This is a genomic window from Caulobacter sp. UNC279MFTsu5.1, from assembly GCF_900114015.1.
In the GTDB taxonomy this organism is placed as follows: Bacteria; Pseudomonadota; Alphaproteobacteria; order Caulobacterales; family Caulobacteraceae; genus Caulobacter.
The window spans coordinates 13,566-37,440 of the sequence record NZ_FORN01000026.1 but is presented as its reverse complement, the minus strand read 5'-3'; the positions used below and the strand labels follow the sequence as shown (position 1 = coordinate 37,440).

Below are 23,875 nucleotides of genomic sequence, written 5' to 3'. Positions count from 1 at the left end.
CCGGCCGCCGCGGCCGGTCGTCTCCACGCCGCTACGGCCTGGCCCGCTCCAGCACCAGCAGGGACACGCCCTGGCGCGGCAGCTGGAAGGTCAGGGTCAGGCCGTTCTTGCCGCGAACCGGCGGCGGGCTGTCGATCACCGCCAGGCTGCTGGCCTGCTCCAGGGCGTCGTACTGGGCCTTGGTCGGCGCCATGGGCGAGCCCATCCGCCGCCAGGCCCCGTAGACGTTGCCGTGCGTCTCGTCGACCCGGTAGTGGACCAGCCTGCCGCCGGTGAAGGCGCGGGGCAGGTTCTTGAGGACCAGGCTGACGTCGGCGGCCGGGCCGGGCACATCGTCGTCGTGATAGTTCCACACCAGGATCGCCAGCCGGTCGGGGCCCAGGCTGGCCAGGGTCCCGACATCTGGACGGCCGCGCACCCCCTGGGCGACGATCTCGTCCAGCGGGATCTGACCCGAGCTGACCGCCTCGAGCCGCTCGGGGCCCATCAGGCTGAACATCCGGAACACGTTGAGCACCGCCAGGTCCAGGCCGTTGCTCGACAGCTGGCGGAAGCCGGCGAAATAGGGCTGGTCCTCGAACTCGAACGCCCAGGTCAGGGCGCCGTCCAGGGTGACGCCGCGCCGCGCCGCCAGGTCGTGCGCGCGGGCGAAGCTGGCGGCGGTGTAGCTGGAATAGACCGTGCCGTTGCGATAGCCGAAGCTGGGGCCCTGGCAGGCGGCGCAGCCTTCCGGGTCGGACTCGCCGATCACGATGGGCTTGTCCTTCAGGGCCGGCCGCGCGGCGATCATCGAGAAGCCCTTGTCGATGCCGGCCAGCTGGGCGGCGATCCCCATCTGGACGTGGCCGTCGACGAAGCGCGGCGCGCCCTTGGCGTGGAAGGCCAGGAAGTCGGTCGGCGTGCCCTTCTGGCCGGTGGCGTAGTTGGTCCCCTCGGTCACGTGGGTGAGGAAGTCCTCCATGAACTGGCCGCCGCTGCCGGCCACGTCGGGTCCGCCGACCCGGGCCGTGGGCAGGGCCCGTCGCACGCCGGCGATGGCGTAGTCGTGCAGCTTGTGGAATTCCTGTGGCGTGCCCTTCCAGTAGGCGGGACCGTTCGGTTCGTTCCAGACCTCGAAATACCAGGTCTCGACCTCGGCCCGGCCGTAGCGTTCGACGCAGTGGCGCGTCCACTGGTAGGCCAGCTCCGACCACTTGTCGTAGTCCTTAGGCGGATAGCCCCAGCCGCCGCTGATCAGGTTGTAGTCGAAGCCCGGCCGCCAGGCGTGCTGATAGGGCTCGGGCCGGGTCGACAGCGCCTGGGGCATGAAGCCGATCTGGACATAGGGCCGGACCCCATTGGCCAGGTAGGTGTCGAACAAGCGGTCCAGGATCGTCCAATCGTAGACCGGACGTCCGCTGGCGTCCTCGGCATAGACATTGGTGCTGCCCCACTTCAGGGCGGGGGTCCCGTCGCCGGTGTTCAGCAGGTTGTGAGTGCGGAAATAGACGGCCTTGGACCTGAGCGCGCCCAGGTGGCCCAGCAGCTTGCGGCCGTCCTTCATGGTCGCGTAGTTCGGCTCGTCCGCTCCGAAGAACCGCCAGATCGGCCGCAATTCCCCGACGGGCTTGGCGGCGTCGACGGTGATGGACACCGGGATGTCGGCGGGCGCCTGGGCGAAGGCCGAGGATCCCGCCAGCAGCAGGGCGACGAACAGGCCGGCGCCGACACGGTTCCGCATGACTTCATCCCCGTTGGACCGGCGACCTGCCGCGCGCCGTTGGGCCATGGGTAGCACGGATCGTGGAGCGGGCCAGCGTACTGGTCGGACAATAAGGGCGGTCGGCTCCGGGGACGAGGACCACGCACGGCCTCGGACGTCGATCCGCCTGAGGGGCAATACTCAATCGTTGTTATCCCGGAAGCCTCGCAGAGGCTGTCCGGGATCCAGGGGCCGGCGCATTGCGGTGGCCCCTGGATCCCGGCTCTACGCTTCGCTTCGGCCGGGATGACAACCGTGGGGCAATTGAGTCCAGACCCTAGGACTTCACCGCCTGGCGTCCGGCCCGCACCGCCGCCGCCAAGTCGTCGAGCAGGCGCACGGACGTGTCCCAGTCGATGCAGGCGTCGGTGACCGACTGGCCGTAGGTCAGGGGCCGGCCCGGGATGATGTCCTGGCGGCCGGCGACCAGGTTGCTCTCGATCATCACGCCCATGATCGGCGCGCGGCCGGTTGCCACCTGGGCGCAGAGGTCGGCGACGACGGCGGGCTGGTTCTCGTGGTTCTTGCCGCTGTTGGCGTGGCTGGCGTCGACCATGATGCGCGGCGGCAGGCCGGCCTTGGTCAGGGCTTCGGCCACGGCCGCGACGCTGGCGGCGTCGTAGTTGGGCGTCTTGCCGCCGCGCAGCACGACGTGGCTGTCGGGGTTGCCGGTGGTGGTGGCGATGGCGGCGCGGCCCTCCTTGGTCACGGCCAGGAAATGGTGCGGCTGGGCGGCGGCCAGCACCGCGTCGACCGCCACCTTGACGTCGCCGTTGGTGCCGTTCTTGAAGCCGACCGGGCACGAAAGGCCCGAAGCCATCTCGCGGTGGATCTGGCTTTCGGTGGTGCGAGCCCCGATCGCGCCCCAGGCCACCAGGTCGGCGATGTATTGCGGGGTGGTGACGTCCAGGAACTCGCAGGCGGCCGGCAGGCCCTGGGCGCTGACGTCCAGCAGCACCCGCCGCGCCAGCCGCAGGCCCTCGTTGATCCGGAAGCCGCCGTCCAGGTCGGGGTCGTTGATCAGCCCCTTCCAGCCGACCGTGGTGCGCGGTTTCTCGAAATAGACCCGCATCACCACTTCCAGCTCGCCGGCGTGACGCTCGCGCTCGACGGCCAGGCGGCGGGCGTAGTCGAGGGCGGCCCTGGGGTCGTGGATCGAGCAGGGCCCGATCACCACCACCAGCCGGTCATCGCGGCCATGCAGGATCTGGTGCACCGCCTGGCGGGCGTCGCCGACGACCTCGGCGATCGACGAGGTGGCCGGCGCCTCGCCGATCACCTGGGCCGGCGGGCTGAGGGTCTGCAGGCGCGAGATGCGCAGGTCGTCGGTGGAGACGGGGATCGAGGCGAGAGAGGCGGCGGTCGAGGAAGGCATGGCGTAACTCCGGGAAATCTTGAGGCGTCCGGCGGCCATGAAAAAAGCCGCCCGGGGAACCCCTGGCGGCTGGTGAAGACGTTCGCGGCGCTGAGTTCAGGCCGAACGATCCCCTCCCGGCGCCAGAGGCGTCGGATAGCTAAAGTACCAAAACAGCTGGTGGCTGGCGGCGAGGATCATGGACGCGATCCTAGAGCCAAGTTCGCCGCCTGTCACCCCGTATCGGCCCTGGTCGCCGAACGCGCCGCCGTCGCACGGTCTTACCGGCCCTTGTCGCCGGCCGCCTTGAGCCAGGGCGCTGTCACCACGAAGTGCAATCCGAGCGGGTCGGGCGCGCCGGGATAGTAGTCGGTGCTGATGATCTGCGCGCCCGAGCGCAGCGCGGCCTGCAGGCGGGTCAGGTCGTGCAGGCGGGCATCGCGGGTGTCGGCGTCGCTGCGGGTGCGGACCAGGAAACCCTGGGCGACCAGATCCTTGATCCGCGCCTCCTCGGCCTTGGGATCCTGGATGTTGAACACGGCCGCTTCGGGCTCGGCGGCGTCGTAGAGGCCGAACATCATCCGCCCCTTCAGCGAGGGATGGCCCTGGCGGTACAGCTGGGCGACGCGCGGGTTGGAGTCGAGCACCAGCAGCACCTTGCCGCGCGACGCGGCCAGGCTCGGCCAGCCACCGCCGGTCGCCGCCTGGCGCAGGGTGGCGGCGTCGCCGCGCACGTCGTCGGGCGCGACGATGCCGGCGCGGCCGAACGCCTTGATCGCGTCGGCGTCGATCCCGGCCAGGTCCGCCTCGGTGTAGAGCGGCGGGTTGGGGATGGCCGGGGTGTCGAACGGGTCTTCCTTGGTGTTGACGAAGATCACGATCGGGTCGTGGTCGGGATGGGCGCGCGACCAGGCCGCGACCTGGCCGAAGCAGTCGGCCAGGGTCAGGCACAGGGTGCGGGCGTCGACGACGGGGGCGTGCAGCACCTTGGCGCCGGGGCGGTTCATGATCGCCAGCTTGGCCGGATCGCCGGCGTAAGGCGCGGCGTAGAGGCCGCCGGCGCTGTCGGCATAGGGATCGAATTCCAGCTGGCGCAGGCCCAGGTCCAGTTGCGCCTTGATCGGCGGATGGCCGTATTCCACGCCCGCCGAGCGCTCGCCCATCACCTGCCGCTGATGCGCCAGGGCGGCGGGGTCCAGCTCGGGACGATAGCTATTGTGCGAGCCCAGCACGCGCAGGGCGTTCAGCCTCGGCGCGTCGGCGGCGTGGACGGCGAGCGGCGCCAGCAGGGCGATCGAGGACAGCAGGGCGACAGACAGGCGCATGGTGGATCTCGCGAATAAAAAGGCGGCTGGGCGCGGGCGCGCCCAGCCGGAGTTCGAGGCGGCCGAGGGGAGCGGCCGCCCATCAGGGGAGCGGGTTAGAACTTGCCGCGCAGGGTCAGCGAGACCGTGCGGCCCCAGTGATAGATCTCCATCGGCTGGTCCTTGGTTTTGCCGTAGACGTAGCGGATTTCGTCCGTGAGGTTCGAGCCTTCCAGCGTCAGGGCGTAGTTCGGCGTCAGGTCGTACGAGATCGAGCCGTCCAGCGAGCCGTAGGCGTCGATATAGGACTCGGCGGTGGTGGTGCTGCCCGTGCCCGACAGGTAGCGCGAGCGCCAGAACCAGCCCAGGCGGGCGGCCAGCGGGCCCTTCTCGTAGTAGCCGACCAGATTGTAGCTGGTCTTGGACAGGCCGATCAGGTCGTCCTTGATCGCGCGGTTGCCGGCGAAGTAGCTGGCCTTGCTGTCCACCACGGTCACCGAGGCCTGGACGCCCAGGCCGTCGAACGGGCCGGGCAGGAAGGCCAGGCTCTGGTTGTAGGCCAGTTCGACGCCGGTCAGCTTGGCGTCGCCGCCGTTGACGCTGGTCGATAGCAGGATGTCGCCGCGGCCGGGGACCTGGATCGTGGTGTTCTGCTGGGTGATGTAGTCGTCCATCTTCTTCCAGAACACCGCGCCGGTCAGGGCGGTGGTCGGGGCTGGATACCATTCCAGCGAGGCGTCCAGCTGGTCGGCCAGGAACGGCTTCAGGGCCGGGTTGCCGCCCGAGGCGTTGGGGGAGTCGCGCGAGACGCTGATGCGCGGCGCGCTGTCGGTGACATTGGGCCGGTTGATGACCCGCGAGGCGGCGAAGCGGGCGATCAGGGTGTCGCTAAGCTCGGCCTTGACGTTCAGGCTGGGCAACCAGTTGCCGTAGTCCTGCGGATAGGACACCGGCGTCAGCACGGGATTGTTGTCTTTGTCGGTGCTGGTCAGGGTGCCGCTTGCCACCTGTTCGGTGCGGGCGTAGCGGACGCCGATATTGCCGCTGATCGGCACGAGGGCGTCGAAGCTGAAGTCGCCGCGCACATAGCCGCTGGTGATGTTCTGTTCGACGACGAACGAGTTGCGGGCGTCGGCGGCCGAGATCGGCTGGGCGGCGACGGCCGGGGTGAACAGGCTGTTGTAGAAGGCGGTGGTGGTCGGCGTGACCCAGTTGCGCGGGGTATTGCCGTCGAAGTCGGACAGGAAGTTCTTGTAGGGCAGGGGCTCGTAGAAGGACGCGCCCAGCGTGCTGACCGGCACGTTGAGGTCGTTGTTCAGCACCCAGTCGCGACGGCGATAGTCGCGCTTCAGATTGTGCCGTTCGACGCCGGCCGCAATCTTGGTCAGCCAGCCGTCGAAGGTGCGGCCGCCGTCCAGGCGGATCGTCTCGTCGGTGTCGCGCGAGTCCTTCCAGGTGTAGTCGAAAGCCTGGCCGACGAAATTGGCCGGATTGGCGTAGTCGACCGTGGTGGTCAGCTGCGGGATCGACGTGTAGCCGCGCGAGAAGTCGTAGGTCAGCGGTCCGAAGAAGGCCAGGCGGTTGCGCTTGGTGGCTTGGCCGTCCGGATGGTAGCTGCGGGCCCGCGAGAAGGCGTATTCGGCGTTGAAGCTCCAGGCGCCCGGCGTCCAGGCCTGCTTGAGGCCGACGGCGGTCAGGTCGTGGCGGTTGAGGCTGGTTTCGCGCGAGGCCATCCAGCGCACGTTGTTGATCGTGCCGCCGACCACCGTGTCACCGATGAGCTTCTGGCTGCCGGCCACGAAGACCGGTGTCCGGAAGGTGGAGTCGTCCGGATAGATGTCGAGGCCGAACTCGTCGTAGTCGACGTCCAGGCGGGTCACTAGAACGTCCAGGTCGGTCTGGAAGTCGCCGTTCGGGCGCCACTGGCCGGTCACCGCGCCCGAATAGAGTTTGCGGTGCTCGGTCTCGATGGTCGGGCGGGTGCGCGAGGGGGTGTAGAGGCCCGTCCCCAGCACCGACTTGAACTTATCGAGGTTCCAGCCGACCTGGTACAGGCGGTCGTTGCGCACGTGGCGCTCGTCGTAGAGGCCCGAGGCCAGCAGGCCCAGCGTGTTGTCGGCGTTGGTCCAGGACAGCAGGGCCGAGGCCGAGGGATCGGCCTTCTTGCGCACGTCGCCATAGGTCTCGCGGATCGAGAAGGCGGCCTTGTGGCCCACGTCCAGCGGCTTGAAGGTCTTGATGTTGATGTTGCCGCCCAGGGCGCCTTCGTCCATGTCGGCGGTCGGGGTCTTGACTACCTCGATCTGCGAGATCAGCTCGGACGGCAGCACCTCGAAGCGGAACTGGCGGCCCTTGGCGCCGCCGTTCTCGATCAGCTCGTTGACCGCGATCGAGCGGCCGTTCAGCTCGACATACTGGAACTGCGGACCCAGGCCCCGGACGCTGACATAGAGGCCCGCGCCGCGCTGGCGGTCGATGGTCACGCCGGTTACCAGCTGCAGGGCCTCGGCGGCGTTGCGGGTCGGAAATTTGCCGATGTCCTCGGCGTTGACCGCGTCCAGGCCGTAGGCGGCCGAGCGCTTCAGGGCGGCGGCGGCCTGCAGGCTCTTGCCGTAGGACGTGACGACGATCTCGTCGACGGCGTCGGCCGGCGCGGGCGAGGCGGTGGGTTCGGCGGCCAGGGTGCGGCCGGCGGCCAGGGCGGCGAAGGCGAGAATGGCGACGGCGCCGGCGCAGCGCGCCGACGGGTTCTTGGAGCGGATCATCTTATCCCCCGATCGGTTGAGGCCCGCGGGGAGGCGCGGGTCGAGGGGGAAGAACGAAAACGCCGATGCTCATCCTCAGTCCGCGGTCGGTGAATTATTTGCGACGGGTTGTTGAAAACATTGGGCTTTCATCCGTGTAGGGACGAGCGTCCGGCCGGGGAGATCACCAGGCTTCCGTCCGGGGTTGTCCGGGTCGTCACCGGCAGCACGGCCTCCAGGGCGGCGCGGACGTCGTCCAGGCGCTCGATACGCACCGAGCCCGACAGCCGCAGCCTGGCCAGGGACGGATCGTCAAGGATCACCTTGCGGCCGGCCGCCCGCGACAGCCGCTCGGCGGCCTCGGCCAGGCCGACGTCGGCGAAGACCAGGCGTCCGCTGGTCCAGGACGCGTCGCCGGCCACGTCGCCGCTTTCGGCGCGGCCGCCGCGCCCGGCCGACAGATAGCGTTCGCCTGGCCGCAGCAGTACGTCGGGCGCGCCGGCCTGGGTCACGCGCAGCGAGCCCTGGACCAGCGACACGGTCAGGCGCCGCCCGCCGGCGACGTTGAAGCGGGTGCCCAGCACCGTCAGGGTGCGCTCCGAAACCGCCACGGTGAACGGGCGTCGCGGATCGTGGCTGACGTCGAAGAAGGCGTCGCCGTCGGTCAGGGCCAGGGTTCGCGCGCGTCGGGAAAGCCGGGCGGTCAGCCGGCCGCCCGGGCTGAGGGTGACGCGGCTGCCGTCGGCCAGGGTCAGGCGCGCCGCGGCGTGAGGCGGGGCGACATAGCTCTCGGTTCGGGGACGGTCGACCAGCACCGCGCCGGCGACGACGCTCGCGGCCGCCAGGGCCAGTCCCCCGACCAACCAGCGGCGATTGGGACGCCGGGGCCGGCGGACGGCGGGACGGTCCAGGCCGGTCTCCAGCCGGACCGAGCGACGCAGGGCGCGCACGGCCGGATCCTCCGCCGCCAGGCCGGCGGCCAGCCAGGCCTCGCGGGTCTCGGCGATCTCCTCGCGCGCTTGCGCCGAACCTTCGGCCCAGGCGTCGAGCGCGGCCTGTTCGGCGTCCGACAGGGGGCGCGAGAGGCCGGCGGCCAGGATCCGGCGCGGGTCGAGCCCGGCGGGTTCGGTCGGGGTCTTAGGCGTCATGTTCGGTTCCGATCGCCAGGCGCAGCCGCGCCAGGGCGGTCATCATGTGTTTCTCGACGGCGCTGACCGACAGGCCCAGCCGCGCGGCGGTCTCGGCCTGGGTCAGGTTCTCGAAGCGGCAGAGCACGAAGGCCGCTCGGACGCTGGGGCTCAGGGTGTCCAGGGCCGCGACCAGGCCGCGCAGCCGCTCCCGCCCGGCCAGGGCGGCTTCGGCCGAGGGGCCCTCGTCCGGCAGGCCGGGATCGACCTCGACGTGGCGGTCGCGCCGGCGGGAGCGTTCGTGGCGCTCGTGGTCGACCAGGGCGTTGGCCGCCACCGTGAACACCAAGCCGTCGGGATTGCCCCAGTGCAGGCGCGAGAACCGGCGGGACAGGCGCATGAACACCTCCTGGGTCAGGTCCTCGGCGTCCTCGGCGCCGACCGAACGCCGCTGGAAGAAGCTGAGCAGCGGCCGGCGATAGCGCGCGACCAGAGCGTCGAAGCGCGGCGCGTCCAGCGCGGGCTGCGGCTCGGCGGCGTCGCTCGTCCGAACGGGCGAATCCCCTTCGGCCGAGGCCCGGCTCGGGAAGGTCAGAACGCCCATCGCAGCCTCGTGGACAGGTAGCGGCCCCAATGATGAATCTCCATCGGCTGGTCGCGGCTCTCGCCCTGGACGAAGCGATGCGCGTCGGTCAGGTTCACGCCTTCGAAGGTGATCGTCGCCCGCCGGTCGATCCGCCAAGACGCCGCGCCGTCCAGCGACCCGAAGGCCGCCGTGGTGGCCGGGGCGGTGATCGAGCTGCCGATCGTGATCAGGTAAGCGCTGCGCCAGTTGTAGCCGAGCCGCACCGAGGTCCGACCGCGCTCGTAGAAGGCCAGCAGGCCGTAGTTGGTGCGTGACAGGCCCAGCAGGGCGTTGCGGATCACCCGGTCGCCGGCGAAGTAGTTGGCCTGGCTGCGCACCAGGGTCAGCGAGCCCTGCACGCCCAGGCCGTCCAGCGGCGCGGGCAAGGTCCTGAAGGTGCGGCTGTAGGCCAGCTCCACGCCCTGGATGCGGGCGTCGCCGCCGTTGACATTGGTCGACAGCAGGATTTCGCCCCGCCCGGGAACCTGGATGAAGGTGTTCTGGGCCGTGATATAGTTGTCGAGCCGCCGGTCGAACACCGCGCCGGTCAGGGCGCCGCCCGACGGGAAGTACCATTCCAGCGAGGCGTCCAGCTGGGTGGCCAGGAACGGGTCGAGGTTGGGATTGCCGCCATTGGCCGTCGGCGTGTCGCGGGCCAGGGTGATGCGCGGGGCGTTGTCGACGACGTTGGGACGGCTGACCACCCGCGAGGCGGCCAGCCGCAGCAGCAGGTCCGGCGTCAGGGCGATGCGCAGGTTGGCGCTGGGCAGCCAGTTCCCATAGGCCTTGCGCCACTCGGCCGGGATCGGCTCGCTGCCGCTGGACAGCACGCCGGTCGACACCTGCCGCGTGCCGGCGTAGCGGACCCCGACGTCGCCATCCACCGGCAAGCCGAACCCGCGGCCGGCGAAGTCGGCTCGGACATAGGCCGAGAGGATCTTTTCCTCGACCACGAACGAGTTGCGCAGGTCTGAGATCGACGGCGGCTGGGCCGCGATCTGGTTGGTGAACAGGCGCTCGTAGAACGCCCGGGCGTTGGGCGCGACCCAGCGGCGGGGCAGGTCGCCGGGCGTGCCGGCCAGATAGTCCGAGACCGGCGTCTCGCCATAATAGCCGCCGCCGAGGCTGGCCAAGGGGAGGCCGACCACGGTGTTGAGGATCCAGTCGCGCCGGCGATAGTCGCGCACCCGCCGGTGGCCCTCGACGCCGAAGCTGAGCTTGCCCGCGCCCAGGGACCGGGCCGCGTCGGCCTTGAGCGCCTCGTCGGTGTCGCGCGAGTCCTTCCAGGTATAGTCGAAGGCCTGGCCGGCGAACTGGGCGGGGTCGGTGTAGTCGACCGTGGTCTTCAGCGTCGGGACGGCGTGAAGGCCGCCGCTGAAGTCATAGGCCAAGGGGGCGAAGAAGGCGGCGCGCGCCCGCACCGTGCCCCGGCCGTCGGGGTGATAGCTGCGCGCGCGCGAATAGGCGTAGTCGACGTCGAGCGTCCACGGGCCCGGCGTCCAGCCCTGCCGGAAACCGAAGGCGGCCAGGTCGTGGCGATTGAGGCTGGTCTCGCGCGACGCCATCCAGCGCACGTCGTCGATCACGCCGGCCTGGACGGTGTGGCCGACCACCTTCTGGCTGCCCGCCACGAAGGCGGGGCGGGCGAAGGTGGTGTCGTCCGGATAGATGTCGAGGCCGAACTCGTCGTAGTGGGCGTCCAGCCGTGTCACCAGCAGGTCGATATCGGTCCGCCAGTCGGGCGAGGGCCGCCATTGCAGGGCGAAGTCGCCCGACATCAGGCGGCGGTCCTCCAGCTCGATCGTCGGGCGGGTGCGGGTCGGCGTGTACAGCCCGGCGGGCAGGACGTCGGTGAAGCGGTCCAGGTTCCAGCCGGTCTGGTAGAGGCGGTCGTTGCGGATTCGCCGGCGCTCGGCCATGCCCGCCGCCAGCAGGCCCAGCCGTCCGCTGGGGTCCACCCAGCTCCAGACGCCCGACACCGCCGGGTCCGGCTTGCCGGCCTGGCCCTGCGAGGCCCGGACCGACAGCACCGCGCGCGGGCCGCGCTCCAGCGGCTTGAAGGTCCGTACGTCGATATTGCCGCCCAGCGCCCCCTCGTCCATGTCGGCGGTGGTGGTCTTGACCACCTCGATGCGGTCGACGACGTCGGCCGGCAGCACCTCAAAACGGAACTGCCGGCCGCGAAACCCGCCGTTCTCCACCAGGTCGTTGATGGCGATCGAGCGGCCGTTCAGCAGCACGTTCTGGAACTGCGGGCCCAGGCCCCGGACGCTGACATAGAGGCCCACGCCGCGATGCCGTTCCAGGCTGACGCCCGGCGCCAGCTGCAGGGCCTCGGCGGCGTTGGCGGCGGGCAGGCGGGCGATGTCCTCGGCGCTGACCGCGTCCAGGCCGTAGGCCGCCTGCCGCTTGAGCGTGACAGCGCGGTCGAGGCTGGCGGCGTAGACGGCGGCGACGACCACCGGATCGACGGCGCTGGGACCGTCCGGCTCGGGGGACGGAGGTGGAGGGGCGGCGGCCCGGACCTCCGGCTCCACGGCGTAGACGCCCGCGCGGACCTTGCGGATCTTGAGACCCTGGCGTCCGACGATCGCGGCCAGGGCCTGGTCCAGGCTGGCCCCGCGCCGGACCGGGCCGGCGGCCAGGCCTTCGACGAGATTCGGCTGGAACAGGATCTGAATGTCGCGCTCGACGGCCAGCCGCGTGAGGGCGGAACCCAGCTCAGACCGGTCTCGGGCCTGGCTGACGGTCGAGACCGAGGCCGCCGTGACGATCGCCAGCAGCATAGCGCGACACTCGAGGCTGCGGGGCATGCTGCGAGGATCTCAGGTCCCGACGACGCGACGAACCGCACCGTCACTAGTCGTCTTGGGTGACGGATTGACGACAGGCCAGGGGCTGGCGGGGGGCGGGCGGTTCTCGTCCAGGTCCGCCGTGTCGATCCACGCCCATAACCTCGGGAGGGGCGGCGGCCAGCTTGGCGTCGTCATATTACGGTGGTGTAGAGACGTCTGAGTGTGGCCACGGCGGCCGATGGCGAGAAGAGCGTTTGCCGGTTGTGAGTCAGATCACCGGCGTTCCTGCTCCCGGATCCCCGCGGTCTGGTCCAGCAACCAGTCCCTGAACGCCTTGATCCGTGGCGTGTTGCGGCGACTCTCCAGATAGACCAGCCAGTACCCGTCCCCGTCGGATGCGGTGATGTCGAACGGCTGCACGAGCTGACCCTTGGCCAGGAAGTCGCTGTAGAGATTGCGCGTGAGGATCGCCGCGCCCTGATCCGTCATCGCCGCCATCGCGTCGTAGATCTCGGTGTCCAGTCTCGCGCCGACGACGACCCGGCCGGGATCGAACCGAAGTCCAGCCGCCGCGAACCAGGACGGCCACCAATGGTAGTCGGCGCAAAGCAACGCGACCTTGTAGAGATCCTCGGGCTCGCGGATGCCCCCGACGCTCTCGGCGAGCCTTGGGCTGAGGATCGGCGTGTAGTCCGCCCGGAACAGATAATGCGCCTTGAGGCCCGGCCAGTCGCCGGCCCCGGTCCGGATTCCCACGTCCATGTTCTCGCGCGTGAAATCGACCAATCGGGCGGAAGCGTCGACCTTCACCGCCAGGTCCGGATGCATCAGCTGGAAGTTTCCGAGCCGCACGGACAGCCAGTTCGCCGCGAAGGTGTCGACGCTGGTGACCGCGAGCACGCCGCCGGTCCGCCCCTTGGCGGCGGCCCAGGCGTCCGCGAGGGCCGAGAACGTCCGCGTCGCCTGCGGCGCAAGGCTTTCCCCGGTTTCCGTCAGATCGATCCGCCTTGCGCCCCTGACAAAAAGCGGCGCGCCCGCGCGCGCCTCAAGCATCTTGATCTGGTAGCTCGCGGCCGACTGGGTCATGCTCAGTTCTTCGGCCGCCTTGGTGAAGCTGCCCAGGCGGGCGACGGCTTCGAAGACGCGAAGCGCCGTGAGCGGCGGCAGGTCCCAGCTCATGACGGATCAAATCTCCTTATGCATGGCGGCGCAGGTTCGATTGGTAGCCGAGCGGGCTTCGAGGCACCATCCTCCCGCTGGATCGAATGAAAGCGCGACCTTCCGGCGAGATCCGATCGAAATGGAAGGGAAAGGCCCGTGATCAATGCGGTTCATGACTCTCTCGCCGAGAACCGGCGAACCATCGAATCCTACGAAGGCTACGCGGATCGCTACGTGCAGATTCGGCGGAACCCGGACGACAAGGAACAGGCCGCGCTTCGACAGGTCGCCTCGATCGCGGGCCTGGGAGGACATGTCTTGGAGATCGGCTCGGGACCGGGATACGACGCGGACTTTCTCGAGACCCTGGGCGTCAAGGTCCGGCGCACCGACGCCACGCAACGCTTCCTCGACTTGCAGGCGGCGCGGGGAAAGCCGGGCGACCGCCTCGACGTCATCACCGATCCGCTCGGCGGTCCCTACGACGCCGTCGTCGCCCAATATGTGCTGTTCCATATCCCCCGGGATCACATCGACCGGGTGCTGGCGAAGATCGCGGGGGCCCTGAGGCCGCGCGGCGCCTTTCTGGTGTCCATGCGCGAAGGCGATCACGAGACGGGCGGCGACTATCACGAGGTCTACTGGCGCCGGAACGACTTCGCCGCCCGGCTGAAGGCGGCCGGCCTGATCACACTCTGGGACGACGTCAGCCTCGGATCCGACGACGTGACCTGGAACACCTTCCTGACGCGCAGGATGGCCTGACGTGAGCGATCGATCCGTGACGCTCACCGCGCCCGACCAAGCCCTGCTCGAGCGCCTCCTGCCGGTCGCCCGGCGGATCTTCACCGAGACCTTCGGGAGCCTCTACGAATCGGGGGATTTCGAGCGCTTCTGCGACGGCGTCTATCGGTCCGGAGGAACCATGTCGCGCGACTTCGCCGATCCGAGCGTGCATTGGCGGGTGGCGACCCTCCAGGGCGATCCGATCGGCTACGCCAAGCTCACGCCGCTGCGGGCCCCTGTCGCCGACGCACGGGCCGGGGCGATGGAGCTGCAGCAGATCTACGTCCTGCCGGACTGGCATGGAGCCGGCGTCGCGGCGCGCCTGATGCGCTGGGGCCTGGCGACCGCGCGGGCGCAAGGCGCGCCCGAGATCTATCTCACCGTGTTCGACCACAACGAACGCGCCAAGCGCTTCTACACGCGCCACGGCTTCGAGGAGGTCGGCCGCTGCACCTTCCAACTCGGTGACCGCATCGATGACGATCGCATCTGGCGGGCGCGTCTCGAGGGTTGAGCGCCCGGCCATCAAAACGGAGATCGATCCGATGAAACTGTTCTTCGCGCCGGGCTTCAGCAGCCTCGCCGACCACATCGCGCTGCTGGAGGCCGGGGTTTCGTTCGAGATCGCCAAGGTGGATCCCGAGTCGAAACGGCTTGCCGACGGTGGTGACTATCGCGACGTCAATCCGAAGGGCCAGGTGCCGGCGTTGATGCTCGACGATGGTCAGGTCCTGACCGAGAACGTCGCGATCCTGGCCTGGGTCGCCGACCGTGCGCCGGATCTCGCGCCGCCGGGAGAGCTGGGCCGCTATCGGTTGCTGGAGATGCTCGCCTTCATCGCCAGTGAGATCCACAAGCGGTTCCCGATCTATTTTTCGCTTTCGGAGGAGGCGGCAGAGACGGTCGCCCGCGATATCGTCGAGCGGTTCGACCTCGTCGCGCCGCGCGTCGAGCGCGGCTATCTTCTCGGCGATGCGTTCGGCGTGGCGGACGCCTATCTATTCGTTATGGCGCGCGGTGCGCTTCAACTGGACTTTCCGCTGGGCGCGCCGTTCGAGAACTATGTCGCCCGCATCGAAGCGCGTCCCGCCGTGCGGGCGGCCTTGAGCCGAGAGGCCGCCGAGCCGCCGCCGGGCCCGTGAAGCTGTGAGGCCGCCGACCCACGATCCCGGTGCGCGCACCCGCTTGCCGGAGCCTCTTCGCTGATGATGTCTATGAACTGGTCGGGACCCAAGGCCTTGAAAGGCCTTGGGTCCCGATGGTGCCGCCGGGCAGGATTGAACTGCCGACCTCAGCCTTACCAAGGATGCGCTCTACCACTGAGCTACGGCGGCGAAGAGGAGGGGGCGTATAGCGAACCAAACGCCGTTGGCAAAGACAAAATCGTCTTGACCGATCGTCGCAGCGATTTCACCTGTGGACATATGAGCCAGAACCCCAAGCCCCACAACGAGAAAGCCGCGCGCGAAGCGCGGCTGGCCCAGGCGCTGCGCACCAATCTTCGCCGCAGGAAGGCCGCGCCTGTCGCGGCGGACAAGCCGGAATCGCCCCGTTCGGACGACGAGACCCCGTCGGATTGAGGTCGACCGCGGAGGAACCTTGAGGAATCGGTGCAGGCCCTTGCGCGGGCTCTTGCAACCAGTAGAACCGCTCTTTCACATGTGACCGCGCGGCGACATCTCCCGACAGGCCGCGCGACGAGGGATTTTCATTGGATCGTATCGCCATCACCGGCGGCGCGCAGCTGAACGGGATCATCCCGGTGAGCGGCGCCAAGAATTCGGCCATCAAGCTGATGGCGGCCAGCCTGCTGACCGATCAGCCGCTGCGCCTGACCAACATGCCGCGCCTGGCCGACACCCGGTTCCTGGGCAAGCTGCTGGCGCGCCTGGGGGCGCAGGTCGACGAGCGCGAGGGGCCGGACGGTTCGGAGACGGTGCTGCACGCACCGGAGATCACCAGCGGCTTCGCGCCCTATGACCTGGTCCGCCAGATGCGGGCCTCGTTCAACGTGCTCGGCCCGCTGATCGCCCGCACCGGCCAGGCCAAGGTGTCCTTGCCCGGCGGCTGCACCATCGGCGCGCGGCCCGTGGACCTTCACCTGCAGGCCTTGGAAGCCCTGGGCGCCAAGATCGACCTGCACGAAGGCTATGTCTACGCCCAGGCCCCGCGCGGCCTGAAGGGGGCGGAGATCGCCTTTCCGTTCGTCTCGGTGGGCGCCACCGAGCACGCCATGCTGGCCGCCGTGCTGGCCGACGGCGTCACGGTGATCCACAACGCCGCCTGCGAGCCCGAGCTGCTGGACCTGCAGATCTGCCTGAACGCCATGGGCGCCAGCGTGCAGGGGGCGGGGACCCCGACCATCACCATCACCGGCGTCGCCAAGCTGCACGGCGCGACCCACTCGGTGATCCCCGACCGCATCGAGATGGGCACCTACGCCGTGGCCGCCGCCATGGCCGGCGGCGAGGTCCAGCTGACCCGCGCCCGGCCCGAGCTGATCGACAGCCTGCTGGTCAAGCTGGAGGAGGCCGGCTGCGGCGTCATCCGCACCGAAGACGGCGTGATCATCAAGCGCAACGGCCACCGCCTGGAGGCCGTGAACGTCGAGACCCAGCCCTATCCGGGGTTCGCCACCGACCTGCAGGCCCAGTTCATGGCCCTGATGACCACGGCCAAGGGCGAAAGCCACATCCGTGAGACGATCTTCGAGAACCGCTTCATGCACGCCCCCGAGCTGATGCGCCTGGGCGCCGACATCTCGGTGTCGGGCGGCGAGGCCCGCGTGCGCGGCGTCGAGCGGCTGGAAGGCGCCGAGGTCATGGCCACCGACCTGCGCGCCTCGGTCAGCCTGGTGATCGCCGGCCTGGTCGCGCGCGGCGAGACCACGGTCAGCCGCATCTACCACCTGGACCGCGGCTTCGAGCGGCTGGAAGAGAAGCTGGGCGCCTGCGGGGCCCAGGTGCGCCGGATCAAGGGCGACAGCGAGGGCGACCTAGATGGCTGACGCCGCTCCTCTGAAACTGCTGGCCCAGGACGCCGACGACCTGGCGGTGATCTCGGCCGCCCTGCAGGACGCCGTGGCCAAGATCGGCGACATCCGCTGGGACGCCTCGGCGCGGACTCTGACCTTGGCCTGCAATCGCTTTCGCTGGGAGTCGGGCGGCAGGAAGGGCGAGCGGGTGCGGTCGGCCCTGCAGCTGGGCGACGTCGCCGGCGTCCAGGCCCGCAAGCTGCGCCGCGACGCCAAGGGCGCGGTGGTCGAGCTGCTGTCGGTGGCCTTCGAGCCGGGCGAGGCCCCGGGCGGGACGGTGCTGCTGACCTTCGCCGGCGGCGGCGACCTGAAGGTCAGCGTCGACTGCCTGGACGTGATCCTGGCCGACGTCTCGGGCGCCTGGTCGACGCCGCGCCGGCCGGGGCACGCCGAGTAGGGCGAGACGACAACCAGGCTCTTTTGGGGCGGCTCCGCGCTATCCAAGCCCTCCTTCTTGATCCGTGGCGCGCCACAAGCCCGCATCTGCCCGCGACGGCGATCTGGCCGTCTGAGATTGGCGTTCGGTCGACTTCGCTTCACGACCCTGGCCGGACGTTGAGAAACGCGGTTAGCTCAATCATGGCCTTAAGATGGATCATCCTGATCGCGCTTAGCCTTGCGCTTTCCTCGTGCTCGGACATCGGCTTTGACGGTCGCGCTCGTCAGTATTCCGGCGTCTGGCTCTACGAGTTCGAAGGCTCAACCTTTGTCGAAGGCGCCGCTGCGATTCCAAAGGAGCGTCCCTCCTACAGGGAGACGGACTGGCTGGAGTACCGGTTCGACCAGCCTCGCTTGGGTCAGCTCGTCGAACAGGTCGGATACGATGACAATCGGGACTGCTACACCGTTCAGCCGTTCTTGGTGACCTTCATCGGCCACAGGACGCAGCGCCCCTTTGGAGCAGGCCACATGGGGCTGTGGCGTTCACAGGTGACGGTGCATAGAACGATCTCGTTCGAGCGACTTGGCCCTGCATTCTGCTACGACAGCTAAGTCTGTCCCCGACTCCAGGGCGAGAATGACGGACTCATTGGGTGGGCGCCGCCGAAGGCCGATCCGCCTCAGCGAGCGCGGCCGTCGCGTCCGTACTGGGCGGCCTGTCCGCCTCGCCAGCGGAAAGGGCAGGCCGCCCGACGGCGCTATTTGAGCGGCAGGTGCACCTCGACCACCACCTCGTGCACCGGCGCGTTCGGCGGGAACGAGAAGTGCCGCTGGCAGTAGATCGGGAAGTCCCGCGCTTCCTCGCCGCTGGCGGGAAGCCAGTCGCGATAGAGATAGAGCGCGGCGGGCTCCAGGTTATGGGTGTCGTGGGTGACGCGCAGCACCGCGCAACGTCCGCCGGGGATCTCGCCGGCCTTCATGAGCGGGTCATCGGGATCGATCGGCCGGTCGGTCCCGATGCAGAGGTCCATGCTATAGTCGGCGGGGTTCTCGGGAATCCGCTCGGACCGGAAGATGTTGAAGGTCGGGCTGGTCTCGGGCGACAGGCCGGCGGCTTTGCGCCAGGCGATGAACCGCTCGATGGTGGCGCCGAGCAGCGCCCGGTCGCCGCGATGCTCCAGGATCGCCACCGGTGTCGGGGGAACGTCGCGGACGATCACGTCGCCGGGTTCGTAGGTAATCTGCATGAGCTTGCTCCTGGCGTTGTCTAAAGGCCCGAAGGCCGCAAGCCACGGCGCCCAGTCGGGCGATTTCCGGAACGATGAAGGCGATTGTCCGAACCTGCGCCGAAAGGCGCGGGCGAAGGCGTCCGGCGCGTCGTAGCCGGCTTCCATGGCGATTTCCGTGACGCTCTGCGCGTCCTTGGAAGCCAGCCGATGCGAAGCCCGCTTCAGGCGGGCCAGCTGGACATAGCGATGCACGGACAACCCGAAGGTCGCCATGAATTGCCGGTGGAAGTGGAACTTGGAGAACGCCGCGACGCGGCTCACCGTTTCCAGGTCCAGGTCGCCGTCGAGATGCTGGTCGACGTGGTCCAGCACCCGCTGCATCCGAGCCTGGTAGTTTCGAAGCGCCGCCTTCATCGTCACTCTTCTCCGTGGTGGCGCCAGCTAGTCGCTCGCCGCCGGATCGTGCTCGACCGTTCTTGCGGTTTAGCGCGAATGGGGCGGATGTTTCGCGACCGTCCGCGGTCCGCGTATTTTTACTGGCCACGGCGCGACATCGCGGCTAACCGCGCGTCATGATCGAACCTCACCCCTCCGGCGGCTACATCCTGGAAGAACTCGTGGTCGGGATGGCCGCCGAAAAGCGCGTCACCGTGACCGAGCAGCGCATCGGGCAGTTCGCCGAGGCGTCGGACGACTTCAACCCCGTGCACATGGACGAGCCCTTCGCGTCGAAGACCGCCTATCGCGGCCGGATCGCCCACGGCCTGCTGTCGGCCTCGTTCGGATCGGCCGTGGTCGGCACCATCCTGCCCGGCGCCGGCGCGATCTATCTGAGCCAGACCCTGGCCTTCCATCGGCCGGTGCGCATCGGCGACGTCGTGGCGGCCCGCGTCGCCGTCGCGGCCATCGACGAGGCGAGCGCCCGCGTCACCCTGCGCTGCGAAGCCTTCGTCGGCGACGAGCTGGTCATGGACGGCGAGGCCACGGTCCGCGTTCCGCGCCGCCGCCGCCCGCAGAAGGCCTGAGCGGGGACGGACTTCAGCCAGCCGGGCGCCCGTCGCGGCAAGCCTGGCGGGATATCGCCCGCGGGCCTAACTGAGCTCGGGGCGCGCCGCGATCCGCGCCGCCGTCATTCCAGGGAAGCGACATGGTCATTTTCAGCGTGCTCTATCCGGCCACGCCCGGCGCCCGGTTCGACCAAGCCTACTACGACGATGTGCACATCCCGCTGGTCAAGGCCGCCTACGCGCCGACGGGGCTGAAGGACGTGCAGGTGCTCAGGGGCCTGCCGGGGCCGGACGGCGGCGCGCCTCCGTTCCTGCTCATGGCCCACCTGATCTTCGACGGCCCCGAGGCCTTGGCCGCCAGCCTGGGCGGCCCCCGCGGCCCCGAGGTGCGGGGCGACGTGGCCAAGTTCACCGACATCCAGCCGATCACCCAGGTCAGCGCGCCGGCGTAGGAGATGCGCGTGTCCCCGGCCTCTGATCATGGTTAATGCGGTCTTAACCCTGATCACGCCTTGTGCTCCCGTGTTTCAGGCCTGTCGCGATTCGTAGTCTCGCGGCGATCCAGTCGAGGGCGTCATGGTCGGCAGCGTTACGAACGGCTACGCGGCGAACCCCTATCTCGCCGCCACGACGACCACCAACAGCAACGCAACGGCCCAAGGCGCTCAGGCAGACACGACCGCGGCCAAGGCCGGCGGGTCCAGCGTCAACATCACCCTGTCGGCCCAGGCCCAGGCCGCGCTCGCCGCCCAGACCGACGGCCGCACCACCGACCAGGTCGTGGCGGCGGCCCGCACGGCGTTGGACAAGCTGCTGGCCGGCGCCAAGGCGACCAGCGCCCTGAAGGACGGCAAGGCGACGATCGATGTCTCGGGCCTGGACCGCCGCAGCCTCTACGCCATCGCCAGCAATAAGGGCGGCAAGTTCTCGATCGAGGAGCAGGTGGTCGCCAGCCTGCAGATGAAGGCCGATCGCGACGCGGCCCTGTCGGCTTCGGCCTCGGCCATGCGGGTGACCGGCGACTATGCCGGGCTCTACAAGGCCGCCCTGGCCCATCTCGAGGCGGCCGGCCCCGAGGAGAAGGCCATGGGCCAGTGGGCCAAGGACAAGGCCGCCCTGACCGAGGGCCTCAAGCAGGCGACCGCCAAGCCCGGCGTGGCGCCCAGCGGCGTCGATGGCGACCCGGTCGCGGCCTATCTCAAGGACGTCGGCGGCGTGGTCGCCAATCCCCGCACCCGCGACATCGGCAAGGTGGCCTCCGACGTCCGCAGCGTGCTCGACAAGCAGTACGCCGCCGCCACCCAGGACGGGATGGCCGCCTCGCCCGACGAGGGGACCATCGACTTCTCCAAGTTCGACGACCGCTCGCTGGCCGCCGTGGCCCTGAACAAGGGCGACCGGTTCTCCACGCACGAGGTCGCCCAGGCGGCGGCCGAGGTGAAGGCCCGCAACCGCGACAGCGTCTCCAGCGCCTACAAGAACACGCAGGGCTCCGACAGCTCGGCCTTCGGCAAGAGCCTGATCACCCAGTACGCGGCCATGAGCGACGAGGAGCGTCAGGCGGCCGGCTGGACCCCGGCCCTCTACGACAAGATGGTCGAGATGCAGAACCTCTCGGACAAGCTGGCCTCGCTGTTTAATCCCGACGGCGGGGTGAATACGAGCGGGACGAGCCTGCTGGACTACATCTGAGTTCCCAAACAGCCGCTCATCCCAGCGAATGCCGTGGCCCTGATGGAAGGGCTTTGAGGCTGACGCCATGAGCGCTGAGCCTTCCAATCAGCCACCCAGCTTTGGGATTTGGTTCCTGGCGTTCGCCGGGATGAGCGGTTGAGGGGAGGCGGAGCATAGGGCTAAGACGAACCCAACGCCTTTCCGAACACGGAACCCGCTCCCCATGCCCTCCCCCAAGTCCACCGCCCGCGCCGCCCTGCTGGCGTTCCTGCTCTGCGGCGTCGCCGCGCCCGCGCTGGCCCAGACCGCCCAGTCGCCGGTTCCAGCCATCCTGACGACGCCGGAAGCCCGCGACATCCACTCCTACGCCCAGCCGCTTGTCGCGCGGGTCACCCACATCGACCTGGACCTGACCGCCGACTTCGCCGGCCAGAAGATGACCGGTACCGCCGCCCTCGACATCGCCGCCGCGCCGGACGCGAAAGAGGTTGTGCTCGACAGCAAGGGTCTGGTGATCCACGCCGTCACCGATGACAAGGGCGCGGCTCTGCCCTGGACCCTGGGCAAGGCCGACCCGATCCTGGGCGCGCCGCTGACGGTTCAACTGAACGGCGCCCGCCGCATCGTCGTTCGCTACGACAGCGCCTCCGATGGCGCGGCCCTGCAATGGCTGACCCCGGCCCAGACGGCGGGCAAGACCAAGCCCTACCTGTTCAGCCAGGGCGAGGCGATCCTGAACCGCACCTGGATCCCTACCCAGGACAGCCCGGGGATTCGCCAGACCTGGACGGCCCGCATCGTCGCGCCTGAAGGCCTGAAGGCGGTGATGAGCGCCGAGATGCTGACCCCGAACGGCGAGCCCGTGGCGGGCGGCGGCCGCGCCTACCGCTTCAGGATGGACAAGCCGGTCGCGTCCTACCTGATCGCCATCGCCGTCGGCGACATCGCCTTCCAGCCGCTGGGCCAGCGGACCGGCGTCTACACCGAGCCGTCGGTGATGAAGAAGACCGCCAACGAGCTGGTCGACGTCGAGAAGATGGTCGAGGCCGCCGAGAGCCTCTACGGCCCCTACGCCTGGGGCCGCTACGACCTGCTGGTGCTGCCGCCGTCGTTCCCGTTCGGCGGCATGGAGAACCCGCGCCTGACCTTCGCCACTCCGACCATCATCGCCGGCGACCGCTCGCTGGTCAGCCTGGTGGCCCACGAGCTGGCCCACTCGTGGTCGGGCAACCTGGTCAACAACGCCACCTGGTCGGACTTCTGGCTGAACGAGGGCTTCACGGTCTATTTCGAAAACCGGATCATGGAAAAGCTCTACGGCAAGCCGCGCGCCGACATGCTGGCCGATCTGGGCTGGAGCGACCTGCAGGCGACGATCAAGGCCGCCGGCGGCCCGACCGGCGCCGACACTCGGCTGCACCTGGACCTGGCCGGCCGCGATCCCGACGACGGCATGACCGACATCGCCTACGAGAAGGGCGCAACCTTCCTGCGCACCATCGAGAAGGCCGTCGGCCGCCCGCGCTGGGACGCCTACCTCAAGGACTACTTCGCCCGTCACGCCTTCCAGAGCCAGACCACGGCCGGCTTCGTCGCCGACCTGCGCGAGAATCTGATCAAGGGCGACCCGAAACTCGAGGCCGAGATCGGGATCGACAAGTGGGTTTATGGCGCGGGCCTGCCCGACAACGCCGTGCACGTCCGGTCGGCGGCCTTCCCGGCGGTGGACGCCCTGGCCGCCGCCTACGGCAAGGGCGGTCCCGCGCCGCTGGCCAAGTGGAAGGCCTGGAGCACGCCCGAACGCACGCGCTTCGTCGCCAGCCTGCCACGCGCTCTATCGAAGGAACGGCTGGCGACCCTGGACAAGGCCTTCGGCCTGTCGGTCCAGGGCAACAGCGAGATCCGCTTCGTCTGGTTGGAGCTGGCCGTGGCCAACCGCTACGACCCGGCCCTGCCGTCGCTGGAGGCCTTCCTGACCGACCAGGGCCGCCGCAAGTTCGTTGCTCCGCTGTTCAAGGACCTGATGGCCCAGGGCGACTGGGGCCAGTCGATCGCCAAGCGGATCTACGCCAAGACCCGGCCGCTCTATCACGCGGTGACGCGGCAGACGGTGGACGGGATCGTCAAATAGACCCTCGACGTTCGTCATCCCCGCACGAAACGGGGATGACGGTGTTCGGGGCGGACTGGCGACCCCGGCTCATTCGGGGATGGGATAAGCGGGCTTCAGGGCGCGGGCGGGCCGAAACGGTTCTCGCCGGCCTGGCTCGCGCCGGCCAGCAGGAAGATCAGCAGGCCCAGCGACGCCAGATAGAGCAGGTTGTTGGTGAAGATCAGGCCGAACATCCTCATTGAATCCGGCGTCAGGTCGCCGGCCAGCGTGCTTTGGAAGAAGCGCGGGAACAGGGTCAGACCCACGATCAGGAAGGGCAGGGGCGCCAGGCCCCACCAGCCGCGCCGTCCGCGGTCGTGTAACCGTCGGGTTACCGCCGCCGCCAGAAGCGCCACCACCAGGGCGCATCCGACCTGCATCGCCGTAAAGAACGGTGTCACGTCGGGCATGAGCTCGGGGTGGCTGCCCTGAATCTGGATCGAATAGGAGCTGGGTCCGCGGGTGACGGTGGCCTGGTCGGGGTGCTCGGCCGCGAAGCGCTCCATGCGCGCGAACGACTGGCTCATGATGGGGCCCATCGTCGCCGCCGCGCCGGCGAACATCAGGGCGATCACCACGCCGGCATAGGGCCAGAAGCGCCGCGCGGGGTCTCGGCCCGAGAAGCGGAGCAGGCCGGTGAAGCCGTTGCGGACGGAATCGACGAAGGCGTTCACGGCGTCTCCCCCTGGAGCCTCGAAGGCGGAGCTTTCGAATAGGGCGATTCAACCGCCGGCGCCCAGAAGGTCACTTTCTCCGTGACG

The 23,875-nt window shown here is 69.2% G+C and carries 22 protein-coding genes and 1 tRNA gene; 11 read left to right on the top strand and 12 right to left on the bottom strand.

The window, feature by feature from the left end:
* Positions 1-31: 31 nt before the first annotated feature.
* From BM066_RS15325 to BM066_RS15290, 9 genes are all read right to left on the bottom strand, one after another.
* Positions 32-1,720, bottom strand: a complete 1,689-nt coding sequence (locus tag BM066_RS15325; RefSeq protein ID WP_089929347.1) for a GH39 family glycosyl hydrolase — start codon at positions 1,718-1,720, stop codon at positions 32-34.
* 298 nt (positions 1,721-2,018) lie between these two features.
* Positions 2,019-3,116 carry a 3-deoxy-7-phosphoheptulonate synthase gene (locus BM066_RS15320; RefSeq protein ID WP_089929345.1) on the bottom strand — a complete coding sequence of 366 codons (1,098 nt, stop codon included), beginning with the start codon at positions 3,114-3,116 and terminating at the stop codon, positions 2,019-2,021.
* 96 nt (positions 3,117-3,212) lie between these two features.
* Positions 3,213-3,296, bottom strand: coding sequence for a hypothetical protein (locus tag BM066_RS27365; RefSeq protein ID WP_177218471.1), 84 nt, complete (start codon positions 3,294-3,296; stop codon positions 3,213-3,215).
* A gap of 80 nt (positions 3,297-3,376) precedes the next feature.
* The gene (locus BM066_RS15315; RefSeq protein WP_089929343.1) at positions 3,377-4,420 is read right to left on the bottom strand and encodes a phosphatidylinositol-specific phospholipase C domain-containing protein; all 1,044 of its coding nucleotides are present in this window, start codon (positions 4,418-4,420) and stop codon (positions 3,377-3,379) included.
* Between the two features lie 95 nt (positions 4,421-4,515).
* Positions 4,516-7,164, bottom strand: a complete 2,649-nt coding sequence (locus BM066_RS15310; RefSeq protein ID WP_089929341.1) for a TonB-dependent receptor — start codon at positions 7,162-7,164, stop codon at positions 4,516-4,518.
* Between the two features lie 128 nt (positions 7,165-7,292).
* Positions 7,293-8,291 (bottom strand): FecR family protein, encoded by a 999-nt coding sequence (locus BM066_RS15305; RefSeq protein ID WP_089929339.1) that lies wholly within the window; start codon positions 8,289-8,291, stop codon positions 7,293-7,295.
* Positions 8,281-8,874 (bottom strand): RNA polymerase sigma factor, encoded by a 594-nt coding sequence (locus tag BM066_RS15300; RefSeq protein ID WP_089929337.1) that lies wholly within the window; start codon positions 8,872-8,874, stop codon positions 8,281-8,283. The genes BM066_RS15305 and BM066_RS15300 overlap by 11 nt, the downstream gene beginning before the upstream one ends.
* On the bottom strand, positions 8,862-11,708 hold the full coding sequence (locus BM066_RS15295) for a TonB-dependent receptor (protein ID WP_089929335.1): 2,847 nt from the start codon (positions 11,706-11,708) through the stop codon (positions 8,862-8,864). The genes BM066_RS15300 and BM066_RS15295 overlap by 13 nt, the downstream gene beginning before the upstream one ends.
* A gap of 255 nt (positions 11,709-11,963) precedes the next feature.
* Complete coding sequence (locus BM066_RS15290) at positions 11,964-12,869, bottom strand: LysR substrate-binding domain-containing protein (RefSeq protein ID WP_089929332.1); 906 nt, start codon at positions 12,867-12,869, stop codon at positions 11,964-11,966.
* A gap of 138 nt (positions 12,870-13,007) precedes the next feature.
* Here BM066_RS15290 and BM066_RS15285 point away from each other — a divergent pair, with 138 nt between their 5' ends.
* Genes BM066_RS15285 through BM066_RS15275 form a run of 3 tightly spaced genes read left to right on the top strand, consistent with a single transcriptional unit; the run spans position 13,008 to position 14,779 of the window.
* A complete protein-coding gene (locus BM066_RS15285; protein ID WP_255367604.1) occupies positions 13,008-13,616 on the top strand; it encodes a methyltransferase in 609 nt (202 codons plus the stop codon).
* Between the two features lies 1 nt (position 13,617).
* Entirely contained in the window at positions 13,618-14,151 is a 534-nt protein-coding gene (locus BM066_RS15280; protein WP_089929330.1) for a GNAT family N-acetyltransferase, read from the top strand.
* 31 nt (positions 14,152-14,182) lie between these two features.
* On the top strand, positions 14,183-14,779 hold the full coding sequence (locus tag BM066_RS15275; RefSeq protein WP_089929328.1) for a glutathione S-transferase N-terminal domain-containing protein: 597 nt from the start codon (positions 14,183-14,185) through the stop codon (positions 14,777-14,779).
* A 117-nt stretch (positions 14,780-14,896) separates the two neighbouring features.
* Here the strand turns inward: BM066_RS15275 and BM066_RS15270 are convergent.
* Positions 14,897-14,971: transfer RNA gene (locus BM066_RS15270), tRNA-Thr, on the bottom strand.
* A gap of 90 nt (positions 14,972-15,061) precedes the next feature.
* Between BM066_RS15270 and BM066_RS26485 the strand changes: the two genes are divergently transcribed.
* From BM066_RS26485 to BM066_RS15255, 4 genes are all read left to right on the top strand, one after another.
* Complete coding sequence (locus BM066_RS26485; RefSeq protein ID WP_177218468.1) at positions 15,062-15,217, top strand: hypothetical protein; 156 nt, start codon at positions 15,062-15,064, stop codon at positions 15,215-15,217.
* A gap of 131 nt (positions 15,218-15,348) precedes the next feature.
* Positions 15,349-16,644, top strand: coding sequence for a UDP-N-acetylglucosamine 1-carboxyvinyltransferase (gene murA / locus BM066_RS15265; RefSeq protein ID WP_089929326.1), 1,296 nt, complete (start codon positions 15,349-15,351; stop codon positions 16,642-16,644).
* The gene (locus tag BM066_RS15260; protein ID WP_089929324.1) at positions 16,637-17,068 is read left to right on the top strand and encodes a DUF2948 family protein; all 432 of its coding nucleotides are present in this window, start codon (positions 16,637-16,639) and stop codon (positions 17,066-17,068) included. The genes murA and BM066_RS15260 overlap by 8 nt, the downstream gene beginning before the upstream one ends.
* A 182-nt stretch (positions 17,069-17,250) precedes the next feature.
* Complete coding sequence (locus BM066_RS15255) at positions 17,251-17,664, top strand: hypothetical protein (RefSeq protein ID WP_089929322.1); 414 nt, start codon at positions 17,251-17,253, stop codon at positions 17,662-17,664.
* A 146-nt stretch (positions 17,665-17,810) separates the two neighbouring features.
* On the opposite strand, the gene BM066_RS15250 is transcribed toward BM066_RS15255, so the two are convergent.
* Complete coding sequence (locus BM066_RS15250; protein ID WP_089929320.1) at positions 17,811-18,695, bottom strand: AraC family transcriptional regulator; 885 nt, start codon at positions 18,693-18,695, stop codon at positions 17,811-17,813.
* Between the two features lie 158 nt (positions 18,696-18,853).
* Between BM066_RS15250 and BM066_RS15245 the strand changes: the two genes are divergently transcribed.
* The 4 genes from BM066_RS15245 (at position 18,854) to BM066_RS15230 (ending at position 23,093) form a co-directional block, all read left to right on the top strand.
* The gene (locus tag BM066_RS15245) at positions 18,854-19,306 is read left to right on the top strand and encodes a MaoC family dehydratase (RefSeq protein WP_089929318.1); all 453 of its coding nucleotides are present in this window, start codon (positions 18,854-18,856) and stop codon (positions 19,304-19,306) included.
* Between the two features lie 122 nt (positions 19,307-19,428).
* Positions 19,429-19,740, top strand: a complete 312-nt coding sequence (locus BM066_RS15240) for an EthD family reductase (RefSeq protein ID WP_089929316.1) — start codon at positions 19,429-19,431, stop codon at positions 19,738-19,740.
* A 124-nt stretch (positions 19,741-19,864) separates the two neighbouring features.
* On the top strand, positions 19,865-20,980 hold the full coding sequence (locus BM066_RS15235; RefSeq protein ID WP_089929314.1) for a hypothetical protein: 1,116 nt from the start codon (positions 19,865-19,867) through the stop codon (positions 20,978-20,980).
* Between the two features lie 205 nt (positions 20,981-21,185).
* Complete coding sequence (locus tag BM066_RS15230; RefSeq protein ID WP_089929312.1) at positions 21,186-23,093, top strand: M1 family metallopeptidase; 1,908 nt, start codon at positions 21,186-21,188, stop codon at positions 23,091-23,093.
* A 95-nt stretch (positions 23,094-23,188) separates the two neighbouring features.
* On the opposite strand, the gene BM066_RS15225 is transcribed toward BM066_RS15230, so the two are convergent.
* Positions 23,189-23,788: a DUF805 domain-containing protein gene (locus BM066_RS15225; RefSeq protein WP_089929310.1), complete on the bottom strand. Its 600-nt coding sequence runs from the start codon at positions 23,786-23,788 to the stop codon at positions 23,189-23,191.
* Between the last annotated feature and the right edge of the window lie 87 nt (positions 23,789-23,875).